The 24,752-nt window shown below is 73.8% G+C and carries 21 protein-coding genes; 6 read left to right on the top strand and 15 right to left on the bottom strand.

Annotated features, from left to right (window positions below; genetic code table 11):
- Positions 1 to 189 precede the first annotated feature (189 nt).
- The 3 genes from D1350_RS04075 to D1350_RS04065 are packed head-to-tail and all read right to left on the bottom strand — an operon-like array spanning position 190 to position 3,821.
- On the bottom strand, positions 190 to 1,020 hold the full coding sequence (locus tag D1350_RS04075; RefSeq protein ID WP_125774176.1) for a siderophore-interacting protein: 831 nt from the start codon (positions 1,018 to 1,020) through the stop codon (positions 190 to 192).
- Between the two features lie 25 nt (positions 1,021 to 1,045).
- Complete coding sequence (locus tag D1350_RS04070; protein WP_125774174.1) at positions 1,046 to 2,953, bottom strand: phospho-sugar mutase; 1,908 nt, start codon at positions 2,951 to 2,953, stop codon at positions 1,046 to 1,048.
- Positions 2,954 to 2,981: 28 nt separating this feature from the next.
- Positions 2,982 to 3,821: a purine-nucleoside phosphorylase gene (locus D1350_RS04065; protein ID WP_125774172.1), complete on the bottom strand. Its 840-nt coding sequence runs from the start codon at positions 3,819 to 3,821 to the stop codon at positions 2,982 to 2,984.
- 64 nt (positions 3,822 to 3,885) lie between these two features.
- Between D1350_RS04065 and D1350_RS04060 the strand changes: the two genes are divergently transcribed.
- A complete protein-coding gene (locus D1350_RS04060; protein ID WP_240643871.1) occupies positions 3,886 to 5,427 on the top strand; it encodes an NAD(P)H-quinone dehydrogenase in 1,542 nt (513 codons plus the stop codon).
- A gap of 9 nt (positions 5,428 to 5,436) precedes the next feature.
- Here D1350_RS04060 and D1350_RS04055 read toward each other — a convergent pair whose 3' ends face one another.
- The 10 genes from D1350_RS04055 to D1350_RS04005 form a co-directional block, all read right to left on the bottom strand.
- Positions 5,437 to 5,904: a hypothetical protein gene (locus D1350_RS04055; protein WP_164545019.1), complete on the bottom strand. Its 468-nt coding sequence runs from the start codon at positions 5,902 to 5,904 to the stop codon at positions 5,437 to 5,439.
- 9 nt (positions 5,905 to 5,913) lie between these two features.
- Positions 5,914 to 6,471, bottom strand: coding sequence for an NUDIX domain-containing protein (locus D1350_RS04050; RefSeq protein WP_125774168.1), 558 nt, complete (start codon positions 6,469 to 6,471; stop codon positions 5,914 to 5,916).
- A gap of 42 nt (positions 6,472 to 6,513) precedes the next feature.
- Positions 6,514 to 8,301: an acetyl/propionyl/methylcrotonyl-CoA carboxylase subunit alpha gene (locus D1350_RS04045; protein WP_240643870.1), complete on the bottom strand. Its 1,788-nt coding sequence runs from the start codon at positions 8,299 to 8,301 to the stop codon at positions 6,514 to 6,516.
- A 177-nt stretch (positions 8,302 to 8,478) separates the two neighbouring features.
- Positions 8,479 to 9,135 (bottom strand): Maf family protein, encoded by a 657-nt coding sequence (locus D1350_RS04040; RefSeq protein WP_240643902.1) that lies wholly within the window; start codon positions 9,133 to 9,135, stop codon positions 8,479 to 8,481.
- Between the two features lie 139 nt (positions 9,136 to 9,274).
- Entirely contained in the window at positions 9,275 to 10,312 is a 1,038-nt protein-coding gene (locus tag D1350_RS23565; RefSeq protein ID WP_164545018.1) for a type IV toxin-antitoxin system AbiEi family antitoxin domain-containing protein, read from the bottom strand.
- A 222-nt stretch (positions 10,313 to 10,534) separates the two neighbouring features.
- A complete protein-coding gene (locus D1350_RS04025; protein ID WP_240643869.1) occupies positions 10,535 to 12,250 on the bottom strand; it encodes a DUF885 domain-containing protein in 1,716 nt (571 codons plus the stop codon).
- Positions 12,251 to 12,274: 24 nt separating this feature from the next.
- The gene (locus D1350_RS04020) at positions 12,275 to 13,267 is read right to left on the bottom strand and encodes a hypothetical protein (protein ID WP_125774162.1); all 993 of its coding nucleotides are present in this window, start codon (positions 13,265 to 13,267) and stop codon (positions 12,275 to 12,277) included.
- Positions 13,264 to 13,503 (bottom strand): acyl-CoA carboxylase epsilon subunit, encoded by a 240-nt coding sequence (locus tag D1350_RS04015; protein ID WP_125774160.1) that lies wholly within the window; start codon positions 13,501 to 13,503, stop codon positions 13,264 to 13,266. The genes D1350_RS04020 and D1350_RS04015 overlap by 4 nt, the downstream gene beginning before the upstream one ends.
- Entirely contained in the window at positions 13,500 to 14,036 is a 537-nt protein-coding gene (locus D1350_RS04010) for a hypothetical protein (protein ID WP_125774158.1), read from the bottom strand. The genes D1350_RS04015 and D1350_RS04010 overlap by 4 nt, the downstream gene beginning before the upstream one ends.
- Before the next feature lie 100 nt (positions 14,037 to 14,136).
- Positions 14,137 to 15,732 (bottom strand): acyl-CoA carboxylase subunit beta, encoded by a 1,596-nt coding sequence (locus D1350_RS04005; RefSeq protein ID WP_125774156.1) that lies wholly within the window; start codon positions 15,730 to 15,732, stop codon positions 14,137 to 14,139.
- A gap of 118 nt (positions 15,733 to 15,850) precedes the next feature.
- Between D1350_RS04005 and D1350_RS04000 the strand changes: the two genes are divergently transcribed.
- Both D1350_RS04000 and D1350_RS03995 read left to right on the top strand, forming a co-directional pair.
- On the top strand, positions 15,851 to 16,708 hold the full coding sequence (locus D1350_RS04000; RefSeq protein ID WP_240643868.1) for a biotin--[acetyl-CoA-carboxylase] ligase: 858 nt from the start codon (positions 15,851 to 15,853) through the stop codon (positions 16,706 to 16,708).
- A 44-nt stretch (positions 16,709 to 16,752) separates the two neighbouring features.
- A complete protein-coding gene (locus D1350_RS03995; protein ID WP_240643867.1) occupies positions 16,753 to 17,847 on the top strand; it encodes an adenylate/guanylate cyclase domain-containing protein in 1,095 nt (364 codons plus the stop codon).
- A 16-nt stretch (positions 17,848 to 17,863) separates the two neighbouring features.
- Here D1350_RS03995 and D1350_RS03990 read toward each other — a convergent pair whose 3' ends face one another.
- Both D1350_RS03990 and D1350_RS03985 read right to left on the bottom strand, forming a co-directional pair.
- Complete coding sequence (locus D1350_RS03990) at positions 17,864 to 18,613, bottom strand: crotonase/enoyl-CoA hydratase family protein (protein ID WP_125774154.1); 750 nt, start codon at positions 18,611 to 18,613, stop codon at positions 17,864 to 17,866.
- 195 nt (positions 18,614 to 18,808) lie between these two features.
- Positions 18,809 to 19,603, bottom strand: coding sequence for an SOS response-associated peptidase (locus D1350_RS03985; RefSeq protein WP_125774152.1), 795 nt, complete (start codon positions 19,601 to 19,603; stop codon positions 18,809 to 18,811).
- A gap of 108 nt (positions 19,604 to 19,711) precedes the next feature.
- Between D1350_RS03985 and D1350_RS03980 the strand changes: the two genes are divergently transcribed.
- The 3 genes from D1350_RS03980 (at position 19,712) to D1350_RS03970 (ending at position 24,731) form a co-directional block, all read left to right on the top strand.
- Positions 19,712 to 20,938, top strand: a complete 1,227-nt coding sequence (locus D1350_RS03980; protein ID WP_338068132.1) for a multidrug effflux MFS transporter — start codon at positions 19,712 to 19,714, stop codon at positions 20,936 to 20,938.
- Positions 20,939 to 21,025: 87 nt separating this feature from the next.
- The gene (locus tag D1350_RS03975) at positions 21,026 to 23,308 is read left to right on the top strand and encodes an esterase-like activity of phytase family protein (RefSeq protein WP_125774150.1); all 2,283 of its coding nucleotides are present in this window, start codon (positions 21,026 to 21,028) and stop codon (positions 23,306 to 23,308) included.
- 130 nt (positions 23,309 to 23,438) lie between these two features.
- Positions 23,439 to 24,731: an LCP family protein gene (locus tag D1350_RS03970; RefSeq protein ID WP_240643866.1), complete on the top strand. Its 1,293-nt coding sequence runs from the start codon at positions 23,439 to 23,441 to the stop codon at positions 24,729 to 24,731.
- Positions 24,732 to 24,752: the final 21 nt, after the last annotated feature.

Genomic DNA, 24,752 nt, shown 5'->3' with positions numbered 1-24,752 from the left:
AGACTCGTTACGAGAATGAGTTGCGGATCTGCGGGCTTTCCGGGGCCTTCGCGATCGCGCTCCCGAGCCTGACTCTAGGCGTCTAGAGGCAGGGTCGCACCTGATGCCCTTTGCACACGACGAAGTGCGCATCCTGGTGCGCCACGCCCCGGCGTGGCCTTCAGGAATGCGCACTCGGTGAGTCGAATCCTAGTGGGCTGCGACCAGTGCTAGGTCATCCCGCTCGACGGCTGCCTTCCAGTCCTGCTTCTCGGCGCGCCAGCCCTCGTCGGTGCGCCCGCGGCGCCAGTACCCGGAGGCCGAGAGCCGCTCCCGGGGCACCCCCAGGTCGGTGCGTACCCACCGGCGCAGGCCGCGCACGCACGCCGCCTCACCGTGCAGGAAGACCTGGGGTGCGCCGGCCGGCAGGTCTCCCGCGGCGTGCGCCGCGCGCACGGTAGCGGCCAGGTCGCCCCCGTCCTGGCGGTGCACCCAGGTGACGAGCACGTCACCGTGCGTCGTGAGCTCCTGGCGCTCCGCGGCGTCGGCCACCTCGACGAACGCACGGGCCACCGCGCCGCCGGGGAGGGCCTCGAGCGCTGCGGCGACGGCGGGGAGCGCCGACTCGTCGCCCATGAGCAGGTGCCAGGGGGCGTCCGCCCCGGGGGCGTAGTCGCCGCCCGGGCCCAGGAAGGTGACCTCGTCGCCCGGCCGGGCACCAGCGGCCCACGGCCCGCCCACTCCCTCGAGCGCGCCGTCCGTGCCGTGCACCACCACGTCGACGTCCCACTCCACGGCCTCGCCGGTGCCGCGCACAGCGCGGACCGTGTACGTCCGCAGGAGCGGCCGCCCGTCCTCGAGCTCGCCGAGCACGAGCTTGACGTAGCGGTCGGTGAACGGGAGCGGATCGAGCACCGCCAGAGCAGGGCCGCCGAGCGTCACCCGGATCATGTGCGGCGTCACGTGACGTGCGCGCCGGACCGTGGCGGTGGTGGGTACGCCCTTGCGGCGCCGGGCCTCTCCTGCCGGGTTCTCTGTCATGGTGAGGTAAGCCTAACCGGCCGGATCACAGGCCGAGCGCCGCCCGGAGGTCGTCCTTGATGCGCGCCAGCTTGCGGCCGGCGTCCGCGCGGGCCTCGGCCAGGGCGTCCGTCGTCGCGTCGGACGGCACCGCGGTCACCACCTCGAGGTAGCACTTCACCTTGGGCTCGGTGCCGCTGGGGCGGACGATGACCCGGGTGTCGTCGGCGCCGAGCAGCATCACGCCGTCGGTGGGCGGGAGCCCGTCCGAGCCCGACGCGAGGTCAACGACCCGGGCGACGCCCACGCCCGCGAGCGTGCGGGGCGGGGTCGCGCGGAGGCGGGTCATGGTGCCCGTGATGTCGTCCAGGGAGTCGAAGCGCGCGGACAGCTGGTCCGTCACGTACAGGCCGCAGGCTCGCGCGATGTCGTCCAGGGCGTCGAGCAGCGTGCGGCCCTGGGACTTGAGGCGGTCGGCGAGGAGGGCGACGGTGACCGCAGCGGACAGGCCGTCCTTGTCACGCACGTGGGCGGGGTCGAGGCAGTAGCCCAGCGCCTCCTCGTAGCCGAACGCCAGCCCGGGCGTGCGGGAGATCCACTTGAAACCGGTCAGGGTGGTGGCGTGCCGCAGGCCGTGGTGCGCCGCGATCGTGCCGAGGAGGCGCGAGGAGACGACGGAGCTCGCGAGCACGCCGGCCTCGGTGCCCGGGCCACCGGCCCGGACCCGGGCCGCCTCGAACGTGGCTGTCTCCCAGCCGAGCAGCGCGCCCACCTCGTCGCCGTGCAGCATGCGCCAGCCCTGCGACCGCGCCGTCTCCGGGCCGCGGTACGCGCCCACGGCGGGGTCGAGGACCGCGACCGCGCACCGGTCCGCGTCGGGGTCGTTGGCGAGCACGACGTCGGCGGCGCAGTCCTGCGCCACGGCCAGCGCCATGTCGATCGCCCCCGGCTCCTCGGGGTTGGGGAACACGACGGTGGGGAAGCGTGGGTCCGGGTCGAGCTGCTCCTCCACCGGGACCACGTGGCGGAAGCCGGCGTCGGACAGCACGCGCCCCAGGAGGACGCCGCCCACGCCGTGCAGCGACGTGGTGACGATGCGCAGCGAGCGGGCCGAGCCCGTCGGGATCCCGTCGGACCGGGCCGTGAGCGCGGCGACGGACGCGAGGTACGCCTCCGCGACGTCCCGGCCCAGGACGGTCCAGCCGGACCCCGCCCGCGCCACGTCGGCGGCGGGCGGCGCGGCGGCGATCGCCGCGGCGATCCCCGCGTCGTACGGCGGGACGATCTGGGCGCCCTGCCCGGCGTCGGTCACGACGCGTCCGCCGAGGTAGACCTTGTAGCCGTTGTCGCCGGCCGGGTTGTGGCTCGCCGTGACCATCACGCCGGCGTCGGCGTCCAGGTGCCGCACCGCGAACGCGAGGACCGGGGTGGGCAGCGGGCGCGGCAGCAGGAGCACCTCGGCCCCGGCGGCGGTGAGGACGGCCGCGGTGTCCTCCGCGAACTGGGCGGAGCGGTGCCGGGCGTCGTAGCCCACGACGACGCGGGGCGCGTCGTCCTCGCCGTCGAGGGCGGAGGACAGGTAGGTGCCCAGACCCGCCGCGGCCCGGATCACCACGGCGCGGTTCATCCGGTTGGGCCCGGCCGCCATGGCGCCGCGCAGCCCTGCGGTGCCGAACTGCAGCGACCCCGCGAACCGGTCGCGCAGCTCGGCCAGCGCGACGGCGCGCACCCGGGCGGGCCGGGGGTCGCGCAGCGCCGGGTTCGCCGCGGCGTCGGCGTTGCGGACCGACGGCGGCGTGTGCGTCACCCGGTCCAGGAGCGCCCGCAGCTCCGCGCGGTCCACCTCGTCGACGTCGGACCGCGCCCACGCCTCCGCGCGGTCCAGCAGGTCCTGGACGTCGCTGCCCGGGTCGGAGCCGGGCTCGTCGGTGTCGAGCGGGATGATGGACGTCATACGGTCCGACCTCCTCGGCGAGGCGAGATCACAGCTGCTTGACGATGCGCGCGAGCAGGTCGCTGATCCGGGGACCGGCCGCCGCGCCGGCCTCCAGGACCTCCCCGTGCGAGAGCGGCGTGGGGCTGATGCCCGCCGCCAGGTTGGTGACGAGCGAGATGCCGAGCACGTCGAGGCCGCACTGCCGGGCCGCGACGGCCTCCAGGCCCGTCGACATGCCGACGAGGTCGGCGCCCAGGACGCCCGCCATGCGCACCTCGGCCGGCGTCTCGTACTGCGGCCCGCGGAACTGGGCGTACACGCCCTCCGGCAGGTCGGCGTCGATCGTCCGCGCGAGATCGCGCAGGCGGGGCGTGTAGACGTCCGTCATGTCCACGAACGTGGCGCCCTCGAGGGGGGACTGCCCCGTGAGGTTCAGGTGGTCCCGGATCAGCACGGGCTGGCCCGGCCGCCACGCCATGTGCAGCCCGCCGCACCCGTTGGTGAGGACGATCGTGGTGACCCCGGTGGCGGCGGCGGTGCGCACGCCGTGCACGACCCGGCGCAGGCCGTGCCCCTCGTAGAGGTGCGTGCGCGAGCCGAGGACCAGCGCGTAGCGGGTCGAGCCGTCAGCACGCTCCACGCGGATCGAGCGCGTCACGGGGAGGTGCCCGCTCACCGTCGGCTTGGTGAAGCCCGGGATCTCCGCCGTGGGGATCTCCGCCACCACGTCACCGAGCAGCTCCGCCGCGCCGCCCCAGCCCGAGCCCAGCACGAGCGCGACGTCGTGGCCGGGCACGCCCGTCTTCGCGGCGATGAACTCTGCGGCCTCGTGCGCCACGTCGAACGGGTCCGTCATGGGGTCGTCGAGGGAAGGTGCGGTGGTCATGCTCCGAGGTTATCCGCATCACGGCGGCGGCGCTGCCCTCCGGCGGCCTGACAGAATGGGGTCCGTGAGCGCCGAGAACACCGAGACCCCCACGCACGTCGTCGTCGTCGGAGGGGGGCCCGGCGGCTACGAGGCCGCGCTCGTGGCCCGCAGCCTCGGGGCTCGCGTCACGCTCGTGGAACGCCAGGGCATGGGCGGCGCCGCGGTCCTCACGGACGTGGTGCCCTCCAAGACGCTGATCGCCACCGCCGAGTGGATGACCATCGCCGACCGCGCCCCCGAGCTCGGCATCCGCGTGCCCGACCAGCTCGACCTCACCGGGGACGTCTCCGTGAGCCTCGCCACAGGCAACATCCCCGTGGTCAGCCCGTACCTGGCGGCGTCGCCCACGCCCGGGGCGGCGGGCACGCCCGAGGCGACCCGGCCGGCGTCGGACCTCAAGCACTTCGTGGACCTGCGCGCCGTCAACGCGCGCGTCCTGGCGCTCGCGGGGGCGCAGAGCGCCGACATCCGGGGGCGGCTCGAGCGCGAGGGCGTGGAGATCGTGACCGGCACCGGGCGGCTCGACGGCCCCGGCCGCGTGGTCGTGGACGTGCCCGGGGGTGGCACCCGGAGCCTGGAGGCCGACGCCGTCCTGCTCGCCCTGGGCGCGACCCCGCGGACCCTGCCCACCGCCGTGCCCGACGGCGACCGGATCCTCACCTGGACCCAGGTGTACAACCTCACGGAGCTGCCCGAGCGGCTGATCGTCGTGGGGTCGGGAGTGACGGGCGCCGAGTTCGCGGGCGCGTACAACGCGCTGGGGGCCGACGTCGTCCTGGTGTCGAGCCGCGACCGCGTCCTGCCCGGCGAGGACGAGGACGCCGCCGAGCTGCTCGAGGGCGTGTTCCGCTCCCGCGGGATGACCGTCATGTCGCGCTCCCGGGCCGAGTCGGCCGTGCGCACGGACGACGGCGTGGCGGTGACGCTCGCGGACGGCCGGGTCGTCCACGGCTCGCACGTCCTGATCGCCGTGGGTGCCGTGCCGTCCACCGAGGGGCTGGGCCTCGAGGAGGCGGGGGTGCGCCTGTCGGCGTCGGGCCACGTCGTGGTGGACAAGGTGTCCCGGACCTCCGTGCGCGGCGTCTACGCCGCCGGCGACTGCACCGGCGTGCTGCCGCTCGCCTCCGTGGCGGCCATGCAGGGGCGCATCGCGATGCACCACGCGCTGGGCGGGGGAGTGTCGCCGCTCGCACTCGGCACCGTGGCCGCCAACATCTTCACCGCGCCCGAGATCGCGACGGTCGGGTACAGCGAGGAGCGCCTCAAGGCGCAGGGCTCGCGCTACATCACGACGACGCTGCCCCTCGCGCGCAACCCGCGCGCCAAGATGCTGGGCATGCGGGACGGGTTCGTGAAGCTGTTCGCGCACCCCGAGGCGGGAGTGGTGCTGGGTGGCGTGGTGGTGGCTCCGCGGGCGTCCGAGCTGATCTTCCCCGTGACGCTCGCGGTGCAGCACCGCCTCACGGTCGACGACGTCGCGTCGGCGTTCACCATCTACCCGTCGCTGTCGGGGTCGATCGCCGAGGCGGCGCGCGTGCTGGACGCACGGGTCACGCCGCACTGAGCGACGTCGTCAGGAGACGGTGCCGTCCACCAGGATCTGCCCGTCCTGGACCCGCAGGGAGCTGACCGTGAGGCCTGGCATCCTGGCGTCGAGCAGGCGCTCCACGTCCACCGCGATGCGCGCGTCCGGCTGGACGTCCACGACGCCCGGCGGCAGGCCCTGCTGGGCCACCGCCTGCTCGATCGGAGCGGCCGCGAGGCTGAGCAGCTTGTGGGCGGGGAGGCCGGCCGCGTTGGCCTCGACGGCGAGGGTGGCGACGCCGCGGGCGAAGGACTCCACGCGCACGTCGGCACGCACGATGGGGGCGATCTTCACCGCGAGTCGCAGCGGCCCGGGCAGGGAGTCCAGGCGCCGGAGATCGAGGACGACCCGCAGCACGTCACCGTCCCCTGCGACCGAGCTGATCACGGGGGGCAGCGCCTGGCCGCTGAGCTTCGCGAGGCCCAGGGCCTCGACGGGAGTGAGCCGGATATGCACTGCTCGACCCTAACCCGCCGCGGACCCGGGTGGCTCGTCCCGCGCCGCGGCCGCGCCGTGGTCCAGCAGCGACAGGAGGCGCGGCAGCGCGTCCGCGAAGGCGGGCAGGAGCGGCAGCGTGGCGAGCTCGTCCAGGGAGACCCAGCGCACCTCGAGGCTCTCGGGGTCTGCGGGGGCCGGACGGACCGTCGCGCCCGGCGCCTCCTCCGCGACGACGGTCGTGTACCGCCACGCCGGGTGCTGCAGGGTGGACGTGCCGACGACCCGCACGTCGGCGGGGTGCACGGCGGCCTCCTCCAGGGCCTCGCGGAGCGCGCCGGCGAGCGGCTCCTCGCCCGGCGCCAGGGCGCCGCCCGGGATGCCCCAGGTGCCGCCGAGGTCCGACCAGAGAGCCCGGTGCTGGAGCACCACGTCGCGGACGTCGCCCGACGCGTCGCGCCGGGCGACGAGCAGGCCCGCCGCGCCGAACAGGCCCCAGTGCCGGTGGTCCTCGCACGCCACCCAGCCGTCCCCGGCGTGCCGGTGGAGGCCGGGGGGCGGGGTGGGCGGCGAGGCGTCGTCGGGCACGGGACGAGCCTACGGGTCAGGCCTCGATGATGACCTGGCCGCCTACTCGGAGACGATCTCGCAGATGGGAGCCCCGGCGGTGACGCCCGCCCCCGTCGCGGCGACCAGGGACCGGACGACCCCCGACCGGTGCGCCACCAGGGGCTGCTCCATCTTCATGGCCTCCAGGACGACGACGAGGTCGCCCTCGGTCACCTGCGCCCCCTCCTCGACCGCCACCTTGACGATGGTGCCCTGCATGGGCGACGTGAGGGTGGTGCCGCTCGCCGTGGCGGCCTTGGGCCCGCTGCGGCGCGCCGGACGGCGGGCTGCGTTGGCGGACCGCGCCCGGCCCGCGGCGACGCCCAGGCCGATCGGCAGGACGACCTCCAGCCGACGGCCGCCCACCTCGACGACGACACGCTCGGCCAGGACCTCGGGCTCGTCGTCGACGGCCGGGGCCTGGGCAGGGGCGAGACCCTTGACCGTGTCCGCGAACTCCGTCTCGATCCAGCGGGTGTGCACGCGGAAGGGGCCGCCGTCGGTCGGGACGAACGCGGGCGACTCCAGCACGGCCTTGTGGAACGGCACCACCGTGGGGATGCCCTGGACCTCGAGCTCGCGCAGGGCGCGGCGGGCGCGCTGCACCGCCTGCTCGCGTGTGGCACCCGTGACGATGAGCTTGGCGATCATCGAGTCGAACGCGCCCGAGACCGTGTCGCCCTCGACCACGCCGGTGTCAACGCGCACGCCCGGTCCGGAGGGGAAGCGCAGGGTGGTGATGCGGCCCGGCGCCGGGAGGAAGCCGGCGGCCGGGTCCTCGCCGTTGATGCGGAACTCCAGGGAGTGGCCGCGGACCGTGGTCGAGTGGTAGCCCAGCTTCTCGCCCGCGGCGATGCGGAGCTGCTCACGGACCAGGTCGATCCCCGTGACCTCCTCGGTGACGGGGTGCTCCACCTGGAGTCGCGTGTTCACCTCGAGGAACGAGATGGTGCCGTCCATGCCCACGAGGAACTCGCAGGTGCCCGCGCCCACGTAGCCGGCCTCCCGGAGGATCGCCTCCGACGCCGTGTACAGGGACTTCTCCTGCTCGGCCGTGAGGAACGGGGCCGGGGCCTCCTCCACGAGCTTCTGGTGCCGGCGCTGGAGCGAGCAGTCGCGGGTGGAGACGACGACGACGTTGCCGTGCTGGTCGGCGAGGCACTGCGTCTCGACGTGCCGCGGCTTGTCGAGGTAGCGCTCGACGAAGCACTCGCCCCGGCCGAACGCCGCCGTGGCCTCGCGCACCGCCGAGTCGAAGAGCTCGTCGATCTCGTCGAACGTCCGGGCGACCTTGAGGCCGCGCCCGCCGCCGCCGAAGGCCGCCTTGATCGCGATCGGCAGGCCGTGCTCCTCGGCGAACGCGCGCACCTCGGCGCCGTCGGCCACGGGGTTCGCGGTGCCGGGCACCAGAGGCGCGCCGGCACGCTGCGCGATGTGACGGGCGCTCACCTTGTCGCCCAGCGCGTCGATGGCGCTCGGCGGCGGGCCGATCCAGATCATCCCCGCGTCGATCACGGCCTGGGCGAACTGCGCGTTCTCGGAGAGGAAGCCGTACCCGGGGTGCACGGCGTCCGCGCCGGACCGCCGGGCGACATCGAGCAGCTTGCCCATGTCCAGGTACGTCTCGGCCGCGCGGGCCCCGCCGAGCGCGAACGCCTCGTCGGCGAGACGCACGTGGAGGGCTTCGCGGTCCTGGTCCGCGTAGACGGCGACCGACGCGATGCCGGCGTCGGCGCACGCACGCGCGACGCGGACGGCGATCTCCCCGCGGTTCGCGACGAGAACCTTGGTGATCCTTGAACTGAGCACGGCTCACGGTAACGCGTCTCGGTACGCCCGTCGGTCCTCCGGCGCAACCTCACCACGAAGATTGGAAAAGGGGCCAACCGCGTCTGGGGACGTTTGGAGGGTTCCACCATGGCCGGACCTGTCAGGACGGGTCCCGGCGCCGGGCGCCTGTCGGAACCCGACAGGCACCCGGCGCGGCTACGCAGCCCGCAGGGCGCGCCAGGGGATGCCGATCTCGGCGAGCAGCTCGCGCAGGAGCGGCAGGCTGAGGCCGACGACGCCGTGGTGGTCACCCTCGATCCGCTCCACGTAGGGCCCGCCGAGCCCGTCGATCGTGAACGCGCCCGCAACCTCGAGCGGCTCGCCCGTGGCGACGTACGCGTCGATCTCCTCGTCGTCGAGGTCCGCGAACCAGATGGTCGTCGAGCTGGTGGAGCCGATCGTGGCGCCCGTGCCGCCCGACTCGTCGTCCCGCAGGTCCACGATCCAGTGCCCCGTGTGCAGCACACCGCGGCCGCCGCGCATCGCCCGCCAGCGCTCGCGCGCCTCGTCGGGCCCGGCGGGCTTGCCGTAGATCTCGCCGTCGATCTCCAGCATGGAGTCGCAGCCGACGACGATCTCGTCGCCCTCCACAGCGAGCATCTCGTGCTCGCCCGACTCCAGCGTGGACGCGACGTCCTCCGCCTTGGCCTGGGCCAGGATCAGCACCGCGTCGACGGGGTCGAGGTCGCCGAACCGGGTGGCGGCGTCGGACAGGACGCGTTCCTCGTCGACGCCGGAGACCAGGACGTCCGGGCGGACGCCGGCGGCCTTCAGCGTCGCGAGGCGGGCGGGGGAGCGGGAGGCGAGGACCATACGGGGCACGCGCGCCAGAGTACTGACGATCGGACCCGAGGGGTCCTGGAATGCGTGATCCGTGGTGATCATCACGCGGTCCACCTGAGTCCGCTTCGAGAACGCCATCAGGTGCTCTTCCGGGGCGAGGAGCAGTACCTCATGACGTTCTCGAACCGGACCGCGGGCGCTGCCGGGCCTCGGGGAGGTCGATCTTCAGACCGCGCGTCACCTGTTGACCGGAAATCCAGCCCAGACGGGCCAGGTGCTGGGCCACGACGGCGCCGATCCCACCGGGTCGGGCGTTCTCGGCGGGCCGGAACCGGAGAAGGATGATCCGGTCGGTACCGAGCAGGCCGTTCTGCCGCAGGGAGTCCTTGACCAGGGCCTCCGGCCGCCCGTGCGGTCCGAGCCCGTCGATCTCCACGACGAGCCAGCGCCCGTCAGGCAGCAACCACGCCAGGTCGACACGAGCGAGGAAGCGGCCCCGCAGGGTGAACACCACCTGGGTGTCGTCCGGCGGGACGCCGTTGTCGATGCACGAGAGCCTGGCGGAGGACTCGGCCGGCGACTCGTCGCCGACCTCGGCGAGATCGAACCAGCCATGGACGGACTCTGCCCCACGGCACCCGCGGAGCAAGGTGTGGACCTGGCTGAGCTGGGCGGCGTCGAGCAGCGACCGGTTCAGCGTGCTGCTGAGGACTGCCACCCCCTGCTCACGAGACATCCCGGGTAGTGCCTGGGCCAGCGCGTGGTCGATCCTGGCCACCAGCCGCGGTCCGATCCGGCTGGTGGGAAAGGTGCGGTACTGGCGCACGAGGATGCCGTCGCGGCCCCGGCGGTGGGCCCCGCCCGGGAGCGCGACCTCAGGAACGAGGACCTGAGGCAGCCCCTGGACCCGGTGGAGGGCGAGGGAGCAGGCGCCGACGGCGATCGCCCCTGTGAACGCGAGCAGCCCGACCCACGCGGTTCGCCGACGGAGGTGGTCGTGGAAGTCGTCACGACGGCGCTGGTGCGGCAGGACGCCGTCGGTGTCGTAGACGCCCGACGTGGCCCGCCGCCACCTCCGCTGCTCGATCAGCCTGGCGACGCGCTGCCTGCTCAGCCCGGCGGCGTCACACTGCGCCTTCGAGACGAGCCCCTCCTGGTGGTGGGCGAGGGTGACGATGTCGGGCGGGATCGGAAGGAGCGGTCGCATGCACCCAGCGGACCAGTTCTCGCGGCCTGGCGGAGGAGCCTCTGCGCGGTTCTGTGCAGCGGCTCCCGGGAGGGACGTCTGTGGTCGGGCTCAGGGCCAGGCAGCACGGTCGTCATGGCTGGCTCGAGTCCGTTTCGAGAACGCCATCAGGTGAGGCGCGGAGGTGAGAAGCATGACCTGATGGCGTTCTCGAAGCGGACAGGGCCGACAGCCCCGGCACGGTCAGGCGATCGCGTCCTTCAGGACGTCGAGGCCCACGGAGCCCAGGCTCAGGGCGCGGGCGTGGAAGACCTTGGCGTCGAACGCCTCGCCCTTCGCCGCCGCCGCGGCCTTGGCCTCGTCGCGCGCCTGCTCCCAGAGGCGCTGGCCCACCTTGTACGACGGCGCCTGGCCCGGCCAGCCGAGGTACCGGTTGTACTCGAAGCGGACGAAGCCCTCCGCCATGTTGACGTTGGCCTTGAGGAACGGCCACGCCTTCTCGGCGTCCCACGTGCCGCCGCCCCACTCCTCGGGCGCGGGCAGGCCGAGGTGGACGCCGATGTCGAACACCACGCGCGCCGCACGCATGCGCTGCGCGTCGAGCATGCCGAGGCGGTCGCCCGGGTCGTCCATGTAGCCGAGGTCGGCCATGAGCCGCTCGGCGTACAGGGCCCAGCCCTCGCCGTGGCCGGACACCCAGCAGGCGAGCCGGCGCCACGTGTTCAGGGTCTCGCGCGCGAAGACGGCCTGGCCGCACTGCAGGTGGTGGCCGGGGACGCCCTCGTGGAAGACGGTGGTCTTCTCGCGCCACGTGCTGAACTCCGTGACCTCCGGAGGCACGGACCACCACATGCGTCCGGGACGGGTCCAGTCGTCGCTCGGCGGGGTGTAGTAGATGCCGCCGTTCTGCGTGGGCGCGATCATGCACTCGAGGGTCAGCACCGGTTCCGGGATGTCGAAGTGCGTCCCGTTCAGCGCCACGATCGCCGCGTCGGACGTCTCCTGCATCCACGCCTTGAGGGCGTCCGAGCCGATCAGCCTGCGCGAGGGGTCCTTGTCGAGCAGTCGCACCGCGTCCTCGACGGTGGCACCCGGCCCGGCGATCTGGCGGGCCACCTGCTCCTGCTCCGCAACGACCCGGGCCAGCTCCTCCAGGCCCCAGCGGTAGGTCTCGTCGAGGTCCACGGTGGCGCCGAGGAACGTGCGGGAGAACAGCGCGTACCGGTCCCGGCCCACGGCGTCCTGCTCCGGGGCCTGGGGTGCGAGCTCGTTCTCGAGGAAGTCGGCGAGCGTGCCGTAAGCCTCCCGCGCGGCGGTGACGCCGTGCTCGAGCTCCTTGCGGACCAGGCTGCACGCCGCCGAGTCGTCGAGCACCCGCGCGGCCGCCTCGCCGTCGACGAGGGAGCGGAAGATCGACTCCGGCCCAGCGAGCTCGCGGGCCTGGCTCACGACCTCGCGCACCTGGCGGATCGCCGCCACGTTGCCGCGCTCGGCCGCGGCCCGGAGCGACTCGGTGTAGCCGCCGAGGGCGCCCGGGAGCGCGCCGAGGCGCGCGGCGATGTTCTCCCACGCCTCGACGGTGCCCGTCGGCATCACGTCGAAGACGTCGCGCAGGAGCTGGACCGGGGAGGCGATGTTGTTGAGGCTGGCGAGCGGCTCGCCCGCCTCGTACAGCTCCAGGTCGAGTCCCACGCGCTCGCGCATCGCGGCGAGGGTCACGCGGTCGACGTCGTCCGCGGGCTCCAGGCCGTCCAGCTCGCGCAGCACCGCGCGGTTGGCCTCGGCCAGTGCCTCGTGCCCGGCGGGGGAGAGGTCGGTCATCAGGTGGTCGTAGCCCGCGAGGCCCATGGACGTGGCTGAGAGCGGGTCGATCGTGGCGGTCCGGGTCACGAACGCGTCGGCGACGGCGTCGATCGCCGTGGGGGTGCGGGTAGGCACAGGGCCATCAGGTGTGGTCACCCGCCGAGCCTACGACGGCTCCGCTCAGCCCCGGGAGCGGGCCGCCTCCGCCAGCGGGACCAGCCGCGCGGCGAAAGCGTGCTGCTCCGGCGTGGACCGCGGGGTCCACCACGCGTCGGGCACGGGCACGGTCTCCACGTCGACGCCCCGGTGCCCGAGGATGGTGGTGAGGACCACCGCCGTCGTCGACGGGAGCGACCTCACGCGCTGTCCGGGCTTCATGCCCGACAGGCGCAGCTCCAGCGCTGCCCCCGCGTCGGCCACGGTGACGCCCGGGGTGCGGGCGAGCACCCTCGCCACCGCCGGGTTCTCGCGCCGGAAGGGCAGGTACAGGAGCGGCCCCTCAGCGGCCATCGACAGGACCCACCCCAGGTAGTCGTCCTCGTCGACCAGACCGGTGGCGACCAGCTCGGAGCCCAGCACCACCGTCGGCTCCGGCGGGGTCTCGTCCATCGGCTGGGTGGAGAGCCACGTGAAGTCGTTCCGGACCACGTTCACGCCCACGGCGACGAGCCGCTCCGCGATGTCGGACGCCACGGGGAGCGCGGTGAAGACCGTGAGGCGGCCACGGTGGGCCAGGCCGCGCAGGCGTGCGGCGGCGAGCCGGCCGAGGATGCGGCGTCCGGCGCCGAGGCGGAGGCCGGGCCGGATCAGGGCGGCGTCCGACGACGCGAGGATGCGGGCCAGGTCGAGCGCGGCCAGCCCGTCGTCGACCAGCACGATCGAGCGCACCGGCCGGGTCAGGAGGGCCAGCTGGAAGAGGCCGGAGAACGCCTCGCCCACGATCCGGCCCGGTTCGAACGACGTCAGGGCCGCCCCGGGGCCGCGGACGTCCAGCGTCACGCCGTCGGGCAGCACGGACGCGGCGACGGTGTCGCGGACCTGTTCGAGGGAGGGCACGTCCGATCGGACGTGCACCCGCGTGGGCGTGCCGCCCAGCCCGGCGGCGTGCGCCTCGATGGTGCAGATCAGCTGCAAGGGGGACTCGACGAGCGCCCCGACGGCCCCGCGGGTCATGACCGGAGGCTCCAGCGCCACGCGTCCGCGTTGTGGCGGCCGGCCCGGCCGCCGAAGCTCCTCGCCGTGGCCCCCGCACCGTTGCCGCGCAGGCTGCGTGCGTGGTTGGTCCACTCGTCCACCGGCGCCACGTCGTCGGGCTCGACGGCGGCCGCTACGGCCGCCAGGCCGGCCACGAGCGCGGCGACCTCGAGGTCGTCGGGCTCGCCGCGGACCACGCGTACCTCGGAGGTCATCGTCCGTGCCCCTCCTCGTCACCGAGCGGGTCGTTGCCGAAGCCGGGGGCCTCGCCGCGCGACGCCGCCCACTCGACCACGTCGTACCCGCCCTCGTGGAGCTGCTCCGCGACGCCCTCGCCGGCGGCGTCGAGCAGGTCGATCACCCCGTCGATAGTCGCGTCGGCCCCGCTCGCCGTCACGAGGAAGCCCAGGTAGAACGCCTCGGCGTCGGTCGGGTGGGTGTGGTCGTCCAGGTCCACCGCCTCGCCGCCCTCCGGCTCCCACACCGACGACGTGAGGTCCGGGTGCATACCCAGCGCGTCGTGGAGCGTGTCGAACAGCGACGCGTTGAGCCGCCCGATGCGGTCCTCCAGCGCGAGGATGCGCGGGTCCTCGTCCGCCTCGGACGCGCCGAACTCCGCCCGCACGCCCACCGCGGCCTTGACGTACTCGTGCAGCGTCGAGGCCAGCGCGTCCACCGCGCGGTGCATCGGTTCGGGATCGACGGCGCCCATCGGTGCGGGACCGTGTGTGGCGTCCTCGTGACTCATGTGTGCCTCCGTGCAGTCGGTGCCCGACGTTCGGACGTCCCATTGTCGCGCGCCCGTCCGGTGCGGGCTGCTGGGCGGAGGTGACTCGCCCTTCGTCGCCTCAGAGCGGGATGTTGCCGTGCTTCTTGGGCGGCATGCTCGCACGCTTGGTGCGCAGCGCCCGCAGGGCGCGGACCACCTGGATCCGGGTCTCGGACGGGCGGATCACCGCGTCGACGTAGCCGCGCTCGGCCGCGTCCCACGGGTTGACGATCGCCTCCTCGTACTCCGCGGTCAGCCGCCGGCGCTCCGCCTCGACGTCCCCGCCCGCCTCGGCGACGGCCTTGAGCGCCCCGCGCTGCAGGATGTTCACGGCGCCGCCAGCCCCCATGACCGCGATCTGCGCCGTCGGCCACGCGAGGTTCACGTCCGCGCCGAGCTGCTTCGAGCCCATCACGATGTACGCGCCGCCGTAGGCCTTGCGCGTGATCACCGTGACCAGCGGGACCGTGGCCTCCGCGTACGCGTAGATCAGCTTGGCGCCGCGGCGGATGATGCCCTGGTGCTCCTGGCCCACGCCCGGCAGGAAGCCCGGCACGTCCACGAAGGTCAGCACCGGGATGTTGAACGCGTCGCAGGTGCGGACGAACCGGGCGGCCTTCTCTGCCGCGTCGATGTCCAGCGTGCCCGCCATGGACAGCGGCTGGTTCGCCACGATGCCGACCGACTGGCCCTCCACGTGCCCGAACCCGATCAGCACGTTCTGCGCGAACAGCGGCTGCACCTCGAGGAACGCCCCCTCGTCGAGGACCGCCTCGAAGACACCGCGCATGTCGTACGGCTGGGAGTCGCTGTCGGGGATCAGCGCGTCGAGCGCCTCGTCCTCGGCGGTGACCTCCAGCGGGAGGTCGTCCGGCGGGAAGGCCGGCGCGTCGCTGAGGTTGTTCTGCGGCAGGTAGGCGAGCAGGTGGCGCACGTAGTCGATCGCGTCGTCCTCGTCGGCGCCCATGTAGTGCGCCACGCCCGACGTCGCGTTGTGCGTGCGCGCGCCGCCGAGCGTCTCGAAGTCGACGTCCTCGCCCGTGACCGCCCGGATCACGTCGGGACCGGTGATGAACATGTTCGACGTGCCGTCGGCCATCACGATGAAGTCGGTCAGCGCGGGGGAGTACACCGCACCGCCCGCGCTCGGGCCCAGGATCAGGGAGATCTGCGGGATCACGCCCGACGCCGCGACGTTGCGCCGGAACATCTCCGCGAACTGCGTCAGCGCCGCCACACCCTCCTGGATGCGGGCGCCGCCGCCGTCGCTGATGCCGATCAGCGGCACGCCGGTGCGCAGCGCCAGGTCCTGCACCTTGGTGATCTTCTGGCCGTGGACCTCGCCCAGGCTCCCGCCGAACGCGGTGAAGTCCTGGCTGTACACGCAGACCTGCCGGCCGTCGACGGTGCCGTAGCCCGTCACGACGCCGTCGCCGGCGATCCGCTTCTTCTCCAGCCCGAAGTTGCGGCTGCGGTGCATCGCGAGGGCGTCCAGCTCGACGAAGCTGCCCGGGTCGAGCAGGGCCTCGACGCGCTCGCGGGCCGTCTTCTTCCCGCGCTTGTGCTGCTTCTCGCGGGCCGTCTCCTCCGGGGCGTCGATGGCCTCGGCGCGGCGGCGGTCCAGGTCGGCCAGCTTGGCCTGTGTCCCGGAGAGCGTGGTGGTGGCGTCGTTCACGAGGCCGAGCCTAGTTGGCGGCTGCCGCCAACTCGATGGGTGAGGTTCCAGTGGGTCTGCGTGTCCTGTTGTGGGAACCCTCCAAGCGGTCGGCGCCCGCGCGAGGGAAGATGGACACGTGACGCACCTCCTGGACCGCCCTCCGCTCGACACGGGCCGCCTCGCACCGCTCGCCGGACCGGCGGGGTTCCTCGCCCGCCTGGAGGTGGTGGACACCTCGTCCTCCACCAACGCCGAGCTGGCGCGCCTGGCGTCGTCGTGGCCCGCGCCGGCGGCGCTCGTCGCGGAGCACCAGACGGCGGGCCGCGGTCGCGCGGGCCGCACCTGGGAGACGCCGGCCCGCGCCGCGCTCACCGTGTCCGTCCTCCTGCGGCCCGACGTCCCGGCCGCCTCGCTCGGCTGGCTCCCGCTCCTGGCGGGGCTCGCCGTCGTGCGGGCGCTGGAGGGTGAGGGCGCGGGCGGCGCGCGCGTCAAGTGGCCCAACGACGTGCTCCTGCCGTCGGACCTTCCCGCGGCCGGGCTCGGCCTGTTCCGCAAGGTGTCGGGGATCCTCGCGGAGGTGGTGCCCGACGCGGGGGGCCCGACGGCGGTCGTGGTCGGCATCGGCCTCAACGTCACCCAGGGTGAGTCGGAGCTGCCCGTCGGGTCGGCGACGTCGCTCGCGCTCGCCGGGGCGACCGGGCCGGGCGGGACCGCGCCCGACCGGACCGGGCTCCTGGTGCGGCTGCTGGGAGAGGTGAGCTCCGTCGTCGGACGCTGGGAGGCCGCGGGTGGCGACGTCGCTGCGGCCGGGCTTGACGCGGAGTGCGCCGCGGTGTCGGCGACCCTGGGCACCCGCGTGCGGGCGGAGCTGGCCGGGGGCGGCGGCGTGGTCGAGGGCGAGGCCGTGCGGCTCGACGTCACAGGGGCGCTGGTGATCCGCACGCCCGAGGGGGAGGAGACGGTGTCGGCGGGCGACGTGCACCACCTGCGCTGAGCCTGCTGTGACGGGCTCCCAGGCGGGGCGCATAGGCTTGACGGGTGCTGCGAAACCCCCACGATGCGGAGCCCTACGAGCCGCAGGCTGACGAGCCGGAGCATCACGCCCTCGTCGGCAACGACACCGCGTCGCGGCTCGACGAGGCGATCCTCGGCGGGGAGCGGCGCTACACGCTGTCGGAGCTGATCGACCGCACCGGGCTCTCGCGCGAGTTCATCGAGTCCTACTGGCGGTGGATGGGCCTGCCGGTCACGCACCCCACGGAGCGCTGGTTCACCCAGGGCGACGAGACGGCGCTGCGGGAGATCGCCGCGCTGTTCGAGAGCGAGCAGATGGACCGCCGCGCCCAGATGACGTTCGTCCGGTCGCTGGGCCACACCACGGAGCGGCTCGCGCTGTGGCAGGTCGAGGCCCTGGTGGAGCACCTCGCCCGGCGGCACGAGCTCGACGAGACGAGCGCGCGGCTGCTCGCCCTCGACCGGCTCCCGTCGGTCGCGGAGACGCTGGGCCGCCAGCTCGAGCACGCCTGGCGGCGCCAGCTCGCGGCGCTCACGGGCCGCACGGCGATCGAGTTCGCGGGCGCCCGGGCCGGAGCGCCGACCGACTCGCACCAGCTGCCCCTGCCCCGGGCCGTCGGCTTCGCGGACATCGTGTCGTTCACGAAGCGGACGGCGGGGCTCGGGTCGGCGGAGCTGGCGGAGTTCGTGCAGCGCTTCGAGGCCGGCGCGCGCGATGTCATCACGACCGCCGGCGGGCGCGTGGTCAAGACCATCGGCGACGCGGTGCTCTTCGTGGCCGACGACGTCACGACCGGCGCCGAGGTGGCGCTCGGCCTGGCGGAGTCGACCGGGCGGGCGCTCGGGACCGCCGGGCCGGACGAGCCGGAGATCCCCGTGCGCGTCGGGTTCGTGTGGGGCCGGGTGCTGTCGCGGTTCGGCGACGTGTTCGGGCCGTCCGTGAACCTCGCGTCCCGGCTGACGGAGCTCGCCGAGCCCTCGACGGTGCTTGTCGACACCGCGACGGCCGACTCGCTCGCCGCGAGCTCGAGCTACGCCCTGACGGCGCAGCCGGAGCGGGACGTGCCGGGGATCGGGCTGCTGGTCCCGGTGCGGCTCCAGCGGGCGTACACGGGCTGAGCCCCGGGCCGGACGCTTATCTCGGCGACCGCTTCAGGTTCTGCATCGCTCCCGGTAGGAGCAGGGACTGCTCCCGGCGCTCGGCGCGGAACGTGCGGCGCGGCCCCGCCGACCAGGTCTGGTCGAACAGGCGCTTCGCCGCGGCGACGGCCGCCGGGCGGTGCTCGGCGATGCGGGCGGCGAGCGCGCGGGCGTCGTCGAGCGGGGTGTCGCTCAGGGTGCCGGCCACACCGAGGGCGACGGCCTGCTCCCCGGAGAACTCGTCGGCGGTGAACGTGAGCCGCTTCGCGGTCTCGATGCCGACCAGCTGCGCGAGCGCGTGCACGCCTGACATGTCGGGGACGAGCCCTCGGCCGATCTCCGCCACGCACCAGCGGGCGTCCGGGGCGGTGACCCGCAGGTCCGCGCCGAGGGCCAGCTGGAGCCCCGCACCGAAGACCGGGCCGTGCAGCGCGGCGACCACCGGGACGGGCAGCCGGCGCCAGGCCCAGACCGCCTCCTGGAACACGTTGGTGCCGCGCAGCGTGGGGACGAACCCACGGACGACAGCGAACGGGTCGCGTGCCGCGGAGCCCAGGTCCATGCCGGCGCAGAACGCCCGGCCGTTGCCCGAGAGCACGACGGCCCGCAGGCCGCGCTCTCGCCGGAGCCGGTGCCCTGTCGCGGCAAGCTCGCGCACCATCGCGAGCGAGAGGGCGTTGAGCTTGTCCGGGCGGTCGAGGCGGACGTCGGCGATGCCGTCTGCGACGGTGCAGGTGACGCTCATGGCGTCACTCTAGGCGCGGAGGCGGCGGGGTCGGCTCAGCGGTCTTGTCGCGCGGCGTCCGCTTCGAGAACGCCATGAGGTGGCGCTCGTCGCCTCCGAACGGCACCAGATGGCGTTCTCAAGGCGGACCTTCACGGTCTGCGGGGCCGGGGCCGGGGCCGGGGCCGGACGTCACGGCGCCGCCCCGGCCGGACGTCAGAGCCGCACCACCTCGGGGTCGCGCGGTTCCGGGTCCGGCTCGACGAGCTCCGGCCCGTTGTTCTGCACCGAGCCCACGGCGTCACGCACCGGCGTGGCCTCGAGCCGCACGCCCGTGGCGCGGAGGAGTCCGGCGGCCTCGTCGGCGCCCACGTCCGGCGACAGCCAGGCGTCCCACACCCCGGCCGGCAGCACCAGCGGCGTCCGGTCGTGGAGGAGCTCCATCGTGCCCGACGACGCCGTGGTCACCACCGTCGCCGACACGACCCACCGCGCGGGGTCGTCCGGGTCCTTGGACGGGTCCTTCCAGAACTCGTAGAGCCCGGCGAGCGCGGCCACGCCGGACGCGGGCGGGTGGATCCAGTACGCCTGCTTGGGCACCCGCGAAGCCCGTCCGGTGCCGGAACCCGCCGTGACGTCGCCCCCACCCCGCGGATCGGGCAGCTTTCTCCACTCGAAGTAGCCGTCGGCGGGGACGAGGCAGCGCCGGACGGCGAACGGCTTCGCGAACGCCGGCTTGCCGGCCAGGGACTCCGCCCGGGCGTTGAACATGCGCGAGCCCACGGACGGGTCCTTCGCCCACGACGGGACCAGCCCCCACCGCGCGACGCGCATCGAGCGCACCACCTCGTCAGAGTCCTTGGCGGCGCGCTCCACGACGATCCGGACCGGGTCGGTCGGGGCGACGTTCCAGGACGGGGGCAGCAGCCGGGCGTCGTCGGCGACGTCGGCGAGGGCGAACTCGTCGGCGAGGTCCTGGGCGTCCCGGAAGGAGGCGAAGCGTCCGCACATGGCTCCAGCATGCCCCGGCCCACCGACACTCCCCCGCCGGGCGGGGATCACCACGCCGGGAGGCCTCAGGCCCTCCCGCTCCTCGTATCGATTCGATAGGCTCTCCGGGTGTCGACAACCATGCCCCCGCGCTCCCGTTCCGTCCTGCGCTGGGTCCTGATGCTCGGCTCGCTCTGCGCGTTGCCCGCGTTCACCGTGGACATGTACCTGCCGGCCCTCCCGCAGGTCGCCGAGGACCTGGCGTCGACCGACGCGATGGCCCAGGTGACGGTGTCGTGCATGCTGATCGGCGGCGCCGTCGGGCAGATCGTCATCGGCCCGCTGTCCGACCGGTTCGGGCGGCGGAGGCCGCTCCTCGTCGGGCTGGCGCTGCATGTCGTGACGTCGCTGCTGTGCGCCCTGGTGACCGACATGCCCATGCTCATCGCGCTGCGCCTGCTGCAGGGGTTCTTCAACTCGGCCGCCGCCGTCGCCGCCGTGGCGATCGTCCGCGACCGCTTCGTGGGCGCCGAGGCGGCCCGCATCCTGTCCCGGCTCATGCTGGTCATCGGCGTGGCGCCCATGTTCGCGCCCACGGTCGGCACGCTCGTCCTGGCAGTCGCCAGCTGGCGCTGGGTGTTCGTCGCCCTCGCGCTCATCGGGGCGGTCCTGGCCGTCGTCGTGCTGAAGGTGATGCCCGAGACCCACGCGCCGGAGTCCCGGACCACCGGCGGCGTCGGGGCCGCCGCCCTGCGCGGCTACACGACGCTCCTGCGCGACCGGCACTTCATCGCGCTCGCGGTGGTGCCCGGCCTCGGCTTCGGCGTCCTGATGGCGTATGTGGTCAGCTCGCCCGTCGTGTTCCAGGAGGGCTACGGGCTCACCCAGGGCCAGTACGCGCTGCTCTTCGGCGTGAACGGGCTGGGCCTCGTCCTGTCGGCCCAGCTCAACGCGGCCCTGGTGCGCCGCGTCGCCCCGATCCGCCTGCTCCGGCTCGGCATCGTGGCGCAGGCGATCATCTCGGTGGTGCTGCTCGGTGTCGCCATCACGGGGTTCGGCGGGCTCGCCGGGCTGCTGGTGGTGCTCTGGCTCGTCCTCGCCTTCCAGGGGCTCATCCCGTCGAACGCCTCCGCCCTCGCACTGTCCCGGCACGGCGAGATCGCCGGGACCGCCGCGGCGATGATCGGCGCGATCCAGTCGCTCGTCGCGGGCGTCGTCAGCCCGCTCGCCGGGTTCCTCGGGAGCACCGCGACCTCGATGGCGGCGGTCATGGTCGTCGCGCTGGCCCTGGCGATCGTGGTGCTCGCCGTGGCCACCCCGGCGTTCCGCAAGGGCGGGTGGCACCTGCCGGTCTGACCGGCACGGTCGGCCGACACTCAGCGTTCACCCGGCCGACCACCGCGGTACACGCCGATGTCGGACGGCTCCGTTTGGCTCGCGCCCATGAGGACGACACCACGCTCCACCCTGCGCGCCGCCGCGCTCGTCGCCGCCGCCTCGCTGCTCCTGCCCGCCCTGGTCCCGACGGTCGCCGCTGCCGGCGAGCCCGGTGGCCACGGGTCCGGCAGCCACGAGCCCGCCGGTCACGCCAACGGCTCGCCGTTCCGCACTCAGCCCACGCTCGTCGCCCGCGCCACCCTCTCGGCGGACTTCCTCGCCGAGGGACCGGAGTCGGGCGCTGCGGTCACTCCCGCGAACGGGCGGAGCGGCCCGTTCGCCGGGCAGGTGATCCCCGGCTTCTCCGCCATGGTCGACAACGGCGACGGGACCTTCTGGGCCCAGCCCGACAACGGGTTCGGCGCCAAGGGCAACTCCGCCGACTTCCTGCTGCGCAGCTACCTGGTGCGGCCGCACTGGGAGACCGCCGGCGGCGGCTCCGGCGAGATCGAGGTCGAGCGCTTCATCTCCTACAACGACGCGAACGGGGTCCTCGACTTCCCGATCGTCCACGACGGGACGGTCGAGCGCCTGCTCACCGGCGCGGACTTCGACATCGAGTCCGTGGTGCGGGCCAAGGACGGCACGCTGTGGGTGGGCGAGGAGTTCGGCCCGTTCCTGCTGCACTTCTCGGCCGACGGCACCCTCCTCGAGGCGCCGGTGCCCTTCCCCGACGGCAAGTCGCCCGCCAACCCGTACCTGGCACCGGGGGAGACCCCGCTCGTCCCCTCGAGCCGCGGCTTCGAGGCCATGTCGGCCAGCAAGGACGGCCGCTTTCTCTATCCGGTGGTCGAGGGCGCGCTCGCGAACGACGCCGACCCCCGTCGCCGCTGGATCTACGAGTTCGACACCCGCCGCGGCGAGTACACCGGTCAGCGCTGGGCCTACCAGACCGACATGCCGGCCGACGTCATCGGTGACGCCTTCACCGTGGGCCGCCACGAGCTGCTGCTCATCGAGCGTGACGACTTCCAGGGCGCGGCGTCCGTCATCAAGCGCGTCTACCGCGTGAACCTCGACCGCACCGACAGCGACGGGTTCGTCCAGAAGGAGCTTGTCCTGGACGCGCTGCGGGTCGAGAACCCGCACGGGATCGACGCGGGCGAGGGCTACGGCCTCGGCGAGACGTTCGCCCTGCCCGTGCAGTCCTTCGAGACGGTGCTACAGCTCAAGGACGGCCGCCTGCTCATCGGCAACGACAACAACTACCCCGGCAACGCCGCGCGCGTACCCGGCACGCCCGACGACACCGAGATGGCGATCATCGACCTGCGCCGGGTGCGCGCCACGGACGACGGCGTCACCGTCGTCGGCCACCGCGGCGCGTCGGGCTACCGCCCGGAGCACACGCTGGCCGCGTACGAGACAGCGATCCTGCAGTGCGCCGACTACATCGAGCCCGACCTCGTCGCCACCAAGGACGGCGTCCTGGTGGCCCGGCACGAGAACGAGATCGGCGGCACCACGAACGTCGCGTCGAAGCCCGAGTTCGCGTCGCGCCGCACCACCAAGACGATCGACGGCGCCGGCATCACCGGCTGGTTCACCGAGGACTTCACGCTCGCCGAGCTCCGGACGCTCCGGGCGAAGGAGCGCATCCCCGGCACCCGCCCGCAGAACACCGCCTTCGACGGGCTCTACCAGGTGCCCACCCTCGACGAGGTGATCGACCTGGCGCGCAACAGCCGCACCTGCGACGGCGCGCCGGTGGGCGTCTACCCCGAGACCAAGCACCCGTCGTACTTCGACTCGATCGGCCTCTCGCTCGAGGAGCCGCTCGTCGCGACGCTCCGGGCCAACGGCCTCGACCGCGCCGGTGCCCCCGTGATCGTGCAGTCCTTCGAGGTGGGCAACCTCGTGGAGCTGAACGAGCTCACGGACGTGCCGCTGGCCCAGCTGATCAGCAACAGCGGGGCGCCGTACGACCTCGCCGCCGCAGGCGACCCCCGCACCTACCGCGACCTCGCGACGCCGGCCGGCCTGGCCGAGATCGCCACCTACGCCGACGGGATCGGTACCGAGAAGAGCGTGCTGATCCCGCGCCGGGCAGACGGGACGCTCGGCACGCCGACCCCCGTCATCGCCGACGCCCACGCCGCGGGGCTCGAGGTGCACGGCTGGACCTTCCGCCGGGAGAACCAGTTCATGCCGGTGGACTACCGCTCGTCGACCGACCCCAACGCGACCGGTGACCTGGTGCGTGAGATCCAGACCTACCTGGACGCGGGGATGGACGGGTTCTTCACCGACAACCCCGACCTGGGCGACGCGGCGGTCTCGTCGCGCTGACGCTCGTCCGACACCGCGTCCGGTCGTCTCCCGCGGGAGGCGACCGGACGCTGCCGGGTTCACCCTCGTAGCGGTCGTGAAGATCACGAAAAGATCACGGCAGCCCGATTCGGCTCGTACACTCCGAAATGTGCAGCGATTCGACTCCTCCGCCACTGACGGCTCGCCCCGGCACGTGCGGAGCTGGCGCCGGCAGCGGGCGGCACGCGTCGTCGGGATGACGCTGGTGGGCGCCCTCGCCCTCGGGACGGCCTCTGCTGCGACGCTCTACCAGGACCTGCTGTCGAAGTTCAACGCCATGGACGTCACGGGGCTCGTCATCGGGGGGCAGCCGTCGCCGCCGGCCGATCCCTCGGACCCGTTCAAGGACCGAGCCGTGAACCTCCTGGTCATGGGCACGGACCTCCGCGACGAGGCGAACGCCGCCATCGCGGGTGAGGGCGAGGGCATGCGCTCGGACACCACGATGCTGGTGCACATCTCCGCGGACCGGCGCTGGATCGAGGTCGTGTCGATCCCGCGGGACTCGACGGTCCGTATCCCCGCCTGCAACGTTCCGGACGGGGGCCTCTCGCGTCCGCAGACAGGGAGGTTCAACTCCGCGTTCAGCATCGGCGGCGGGACCCAGGAAGACCTGGCGCACGCGGCCGCCTGCACCATCACGGCAGTCCAGGACCTCACCGGGGTCACCGTGACGAACCACGCCGTCGTGAAGATGAACGGCATCGTCGACGTGGTGAACGCCATCGGCGGGGTGCGGATGTGCTTGCCGGAGCCGATGGTCCAGACCGAGGGCGGGAACCTGAGGCTGGACGCCGGCGACCAGGTGCTGCACGGCGAGCTGGCCATCGCCTACCTCCGGGCCCGCAAGGGGCACGGCATGGGCCTCGAGCTGGGCAGCGACCTGGCACGCATCGAGCGCCAGCAGGCGTTCATCAGCGCGACCATGCGCCAGATCCTGTCGGCGGAGACCCTCGCGGACCCAGGCAAGATGTACGGCCTGGTCAGCGCCGCCCTGAGCGCGCTGAGCGCGGACCCGCAGCTTGCGGACCCGCAGGCGCTGGTGGGGCTGGGCTGGAGCCTGCGCGGGCTGGGGTCCGCGGACGTCGTGATGACCCAGCTCCCTGTGGTTCCCGACCCGGGCGACCCGGAGAACCGCGTGGTGTGGGGCGACGGTGCCGACGAGATCTGGCAACGGCTCGCCGACGACACGCCCCCGCCCGGCCACGAGGCTGCGGTGACGGTCCCCGCCGGGGGCGGCGAGCAGCCCCCGGGCACGACGACGGAGCCCGGGTCGGGCGGACAGGACACCTCGGGCGGGGTGGGCCAGGGCGGCGCCGGCCAGGGGACCACGGAGCCTGCCGCGCCGGCCCCGGAGCCGTCGCCCAGCCGCGAGGTGCTGCTTGACGGCGTATGTGCCTGAGTCTTCGCGAAATCTCCTCAA

Origin of the sequence: Antribacter gilvus (assembly GCF_003946865.1) — a bacterium.
GTDB classification, from domain to species: domain Bacteria; phylum Actinomycetota; class Actinomycetes; order Actinomycetales; family Cellulomonadaceae; genus Antribacter; species Antribacter gilvus.
This window is presented reverse-complemented; position numbering and strand designations above follow the sequence as displayed.

Bases quoted from the DNA above. Each gene is read 5' to 3' on its own strand.
- D1350_RS23565 (WP_164545018.1), bottom strand. From the start codon at position 10,312: ATGCGACCGCTCCTTCCGATCCCGCCCGACATCGTCACCCTCGCCCAC.
- D1350_RS03990 (WP_125774154.1), bottom strand. From the start codon at position 18,613: ATGAGCGTCACCTGCACCGTCGCAGACGGCATCGCCGACGTCCGCCTC.
- D1350_RS04010 (WP_125774158.1), bottom strand. From the start codon at position 14,036: ATGAGTCACGAGGACGCCACACACGGTCCCGCACCGATGGGCGCCGTC.
- D1350_RS04040 (WP_240643902.1), bottom strand. From the start codon at position 9,135: ATGGTCCTCGCCTCCCGCTCCCCCGCCCGCCTCGCGACGCTGAAGGCC.
- D1350_RS04075 (WP_125774176.1), bottom strand. From the start codon at position 1,020: ATGACAGAGAACCCGGCAGGAGAGGCCCGGCGCCGCAAGGGCGTACCC.
- D1350_RS04020 (WP_125774162.1), bottom strand. From the start codon at position 13,267: ATGACCCGCGGGGCCGTCGGGGCGCTCGTCGAGTCCCCCTTGCAGCTG.
- D1350_RS04065 (WP_125774172.1), bottom strand. From the start codon at position 3,821: ATGACCACCGCACCTTCCCTCGACGACCCCATGACGGACCCGTTCGAC.
- D1350_RS04070 (WP_125774174.1), bottom strand. From the start codon at position 2,953: ATGACGTCCATCATCCCGCTCGACACCGACGAGCCCGGCTCCGACCCG.
- D1350_RS03985 (WP_125774152.1), bottom strand. From the start codon at position 19,603: ATGTGCGGACGCTTCGCCTCCTTCCGGGACGCCCAGGACCTCGCCGAC.
- D1350_RS03975 (WP_125774150.1), top strand. From the start codon at position 21,026: ATGAGGACGACACCACGCTCCACCCTGCGCGCCGCCGCGCTCGTCGCC.
- D1350_RS04015 (WP_125774160.1), bottom strand. From the start codon at position 13,503: ATGACCTCCGAGGTACGCGTGGTCCGCGGCGAGCCCGACGACCTCGAG.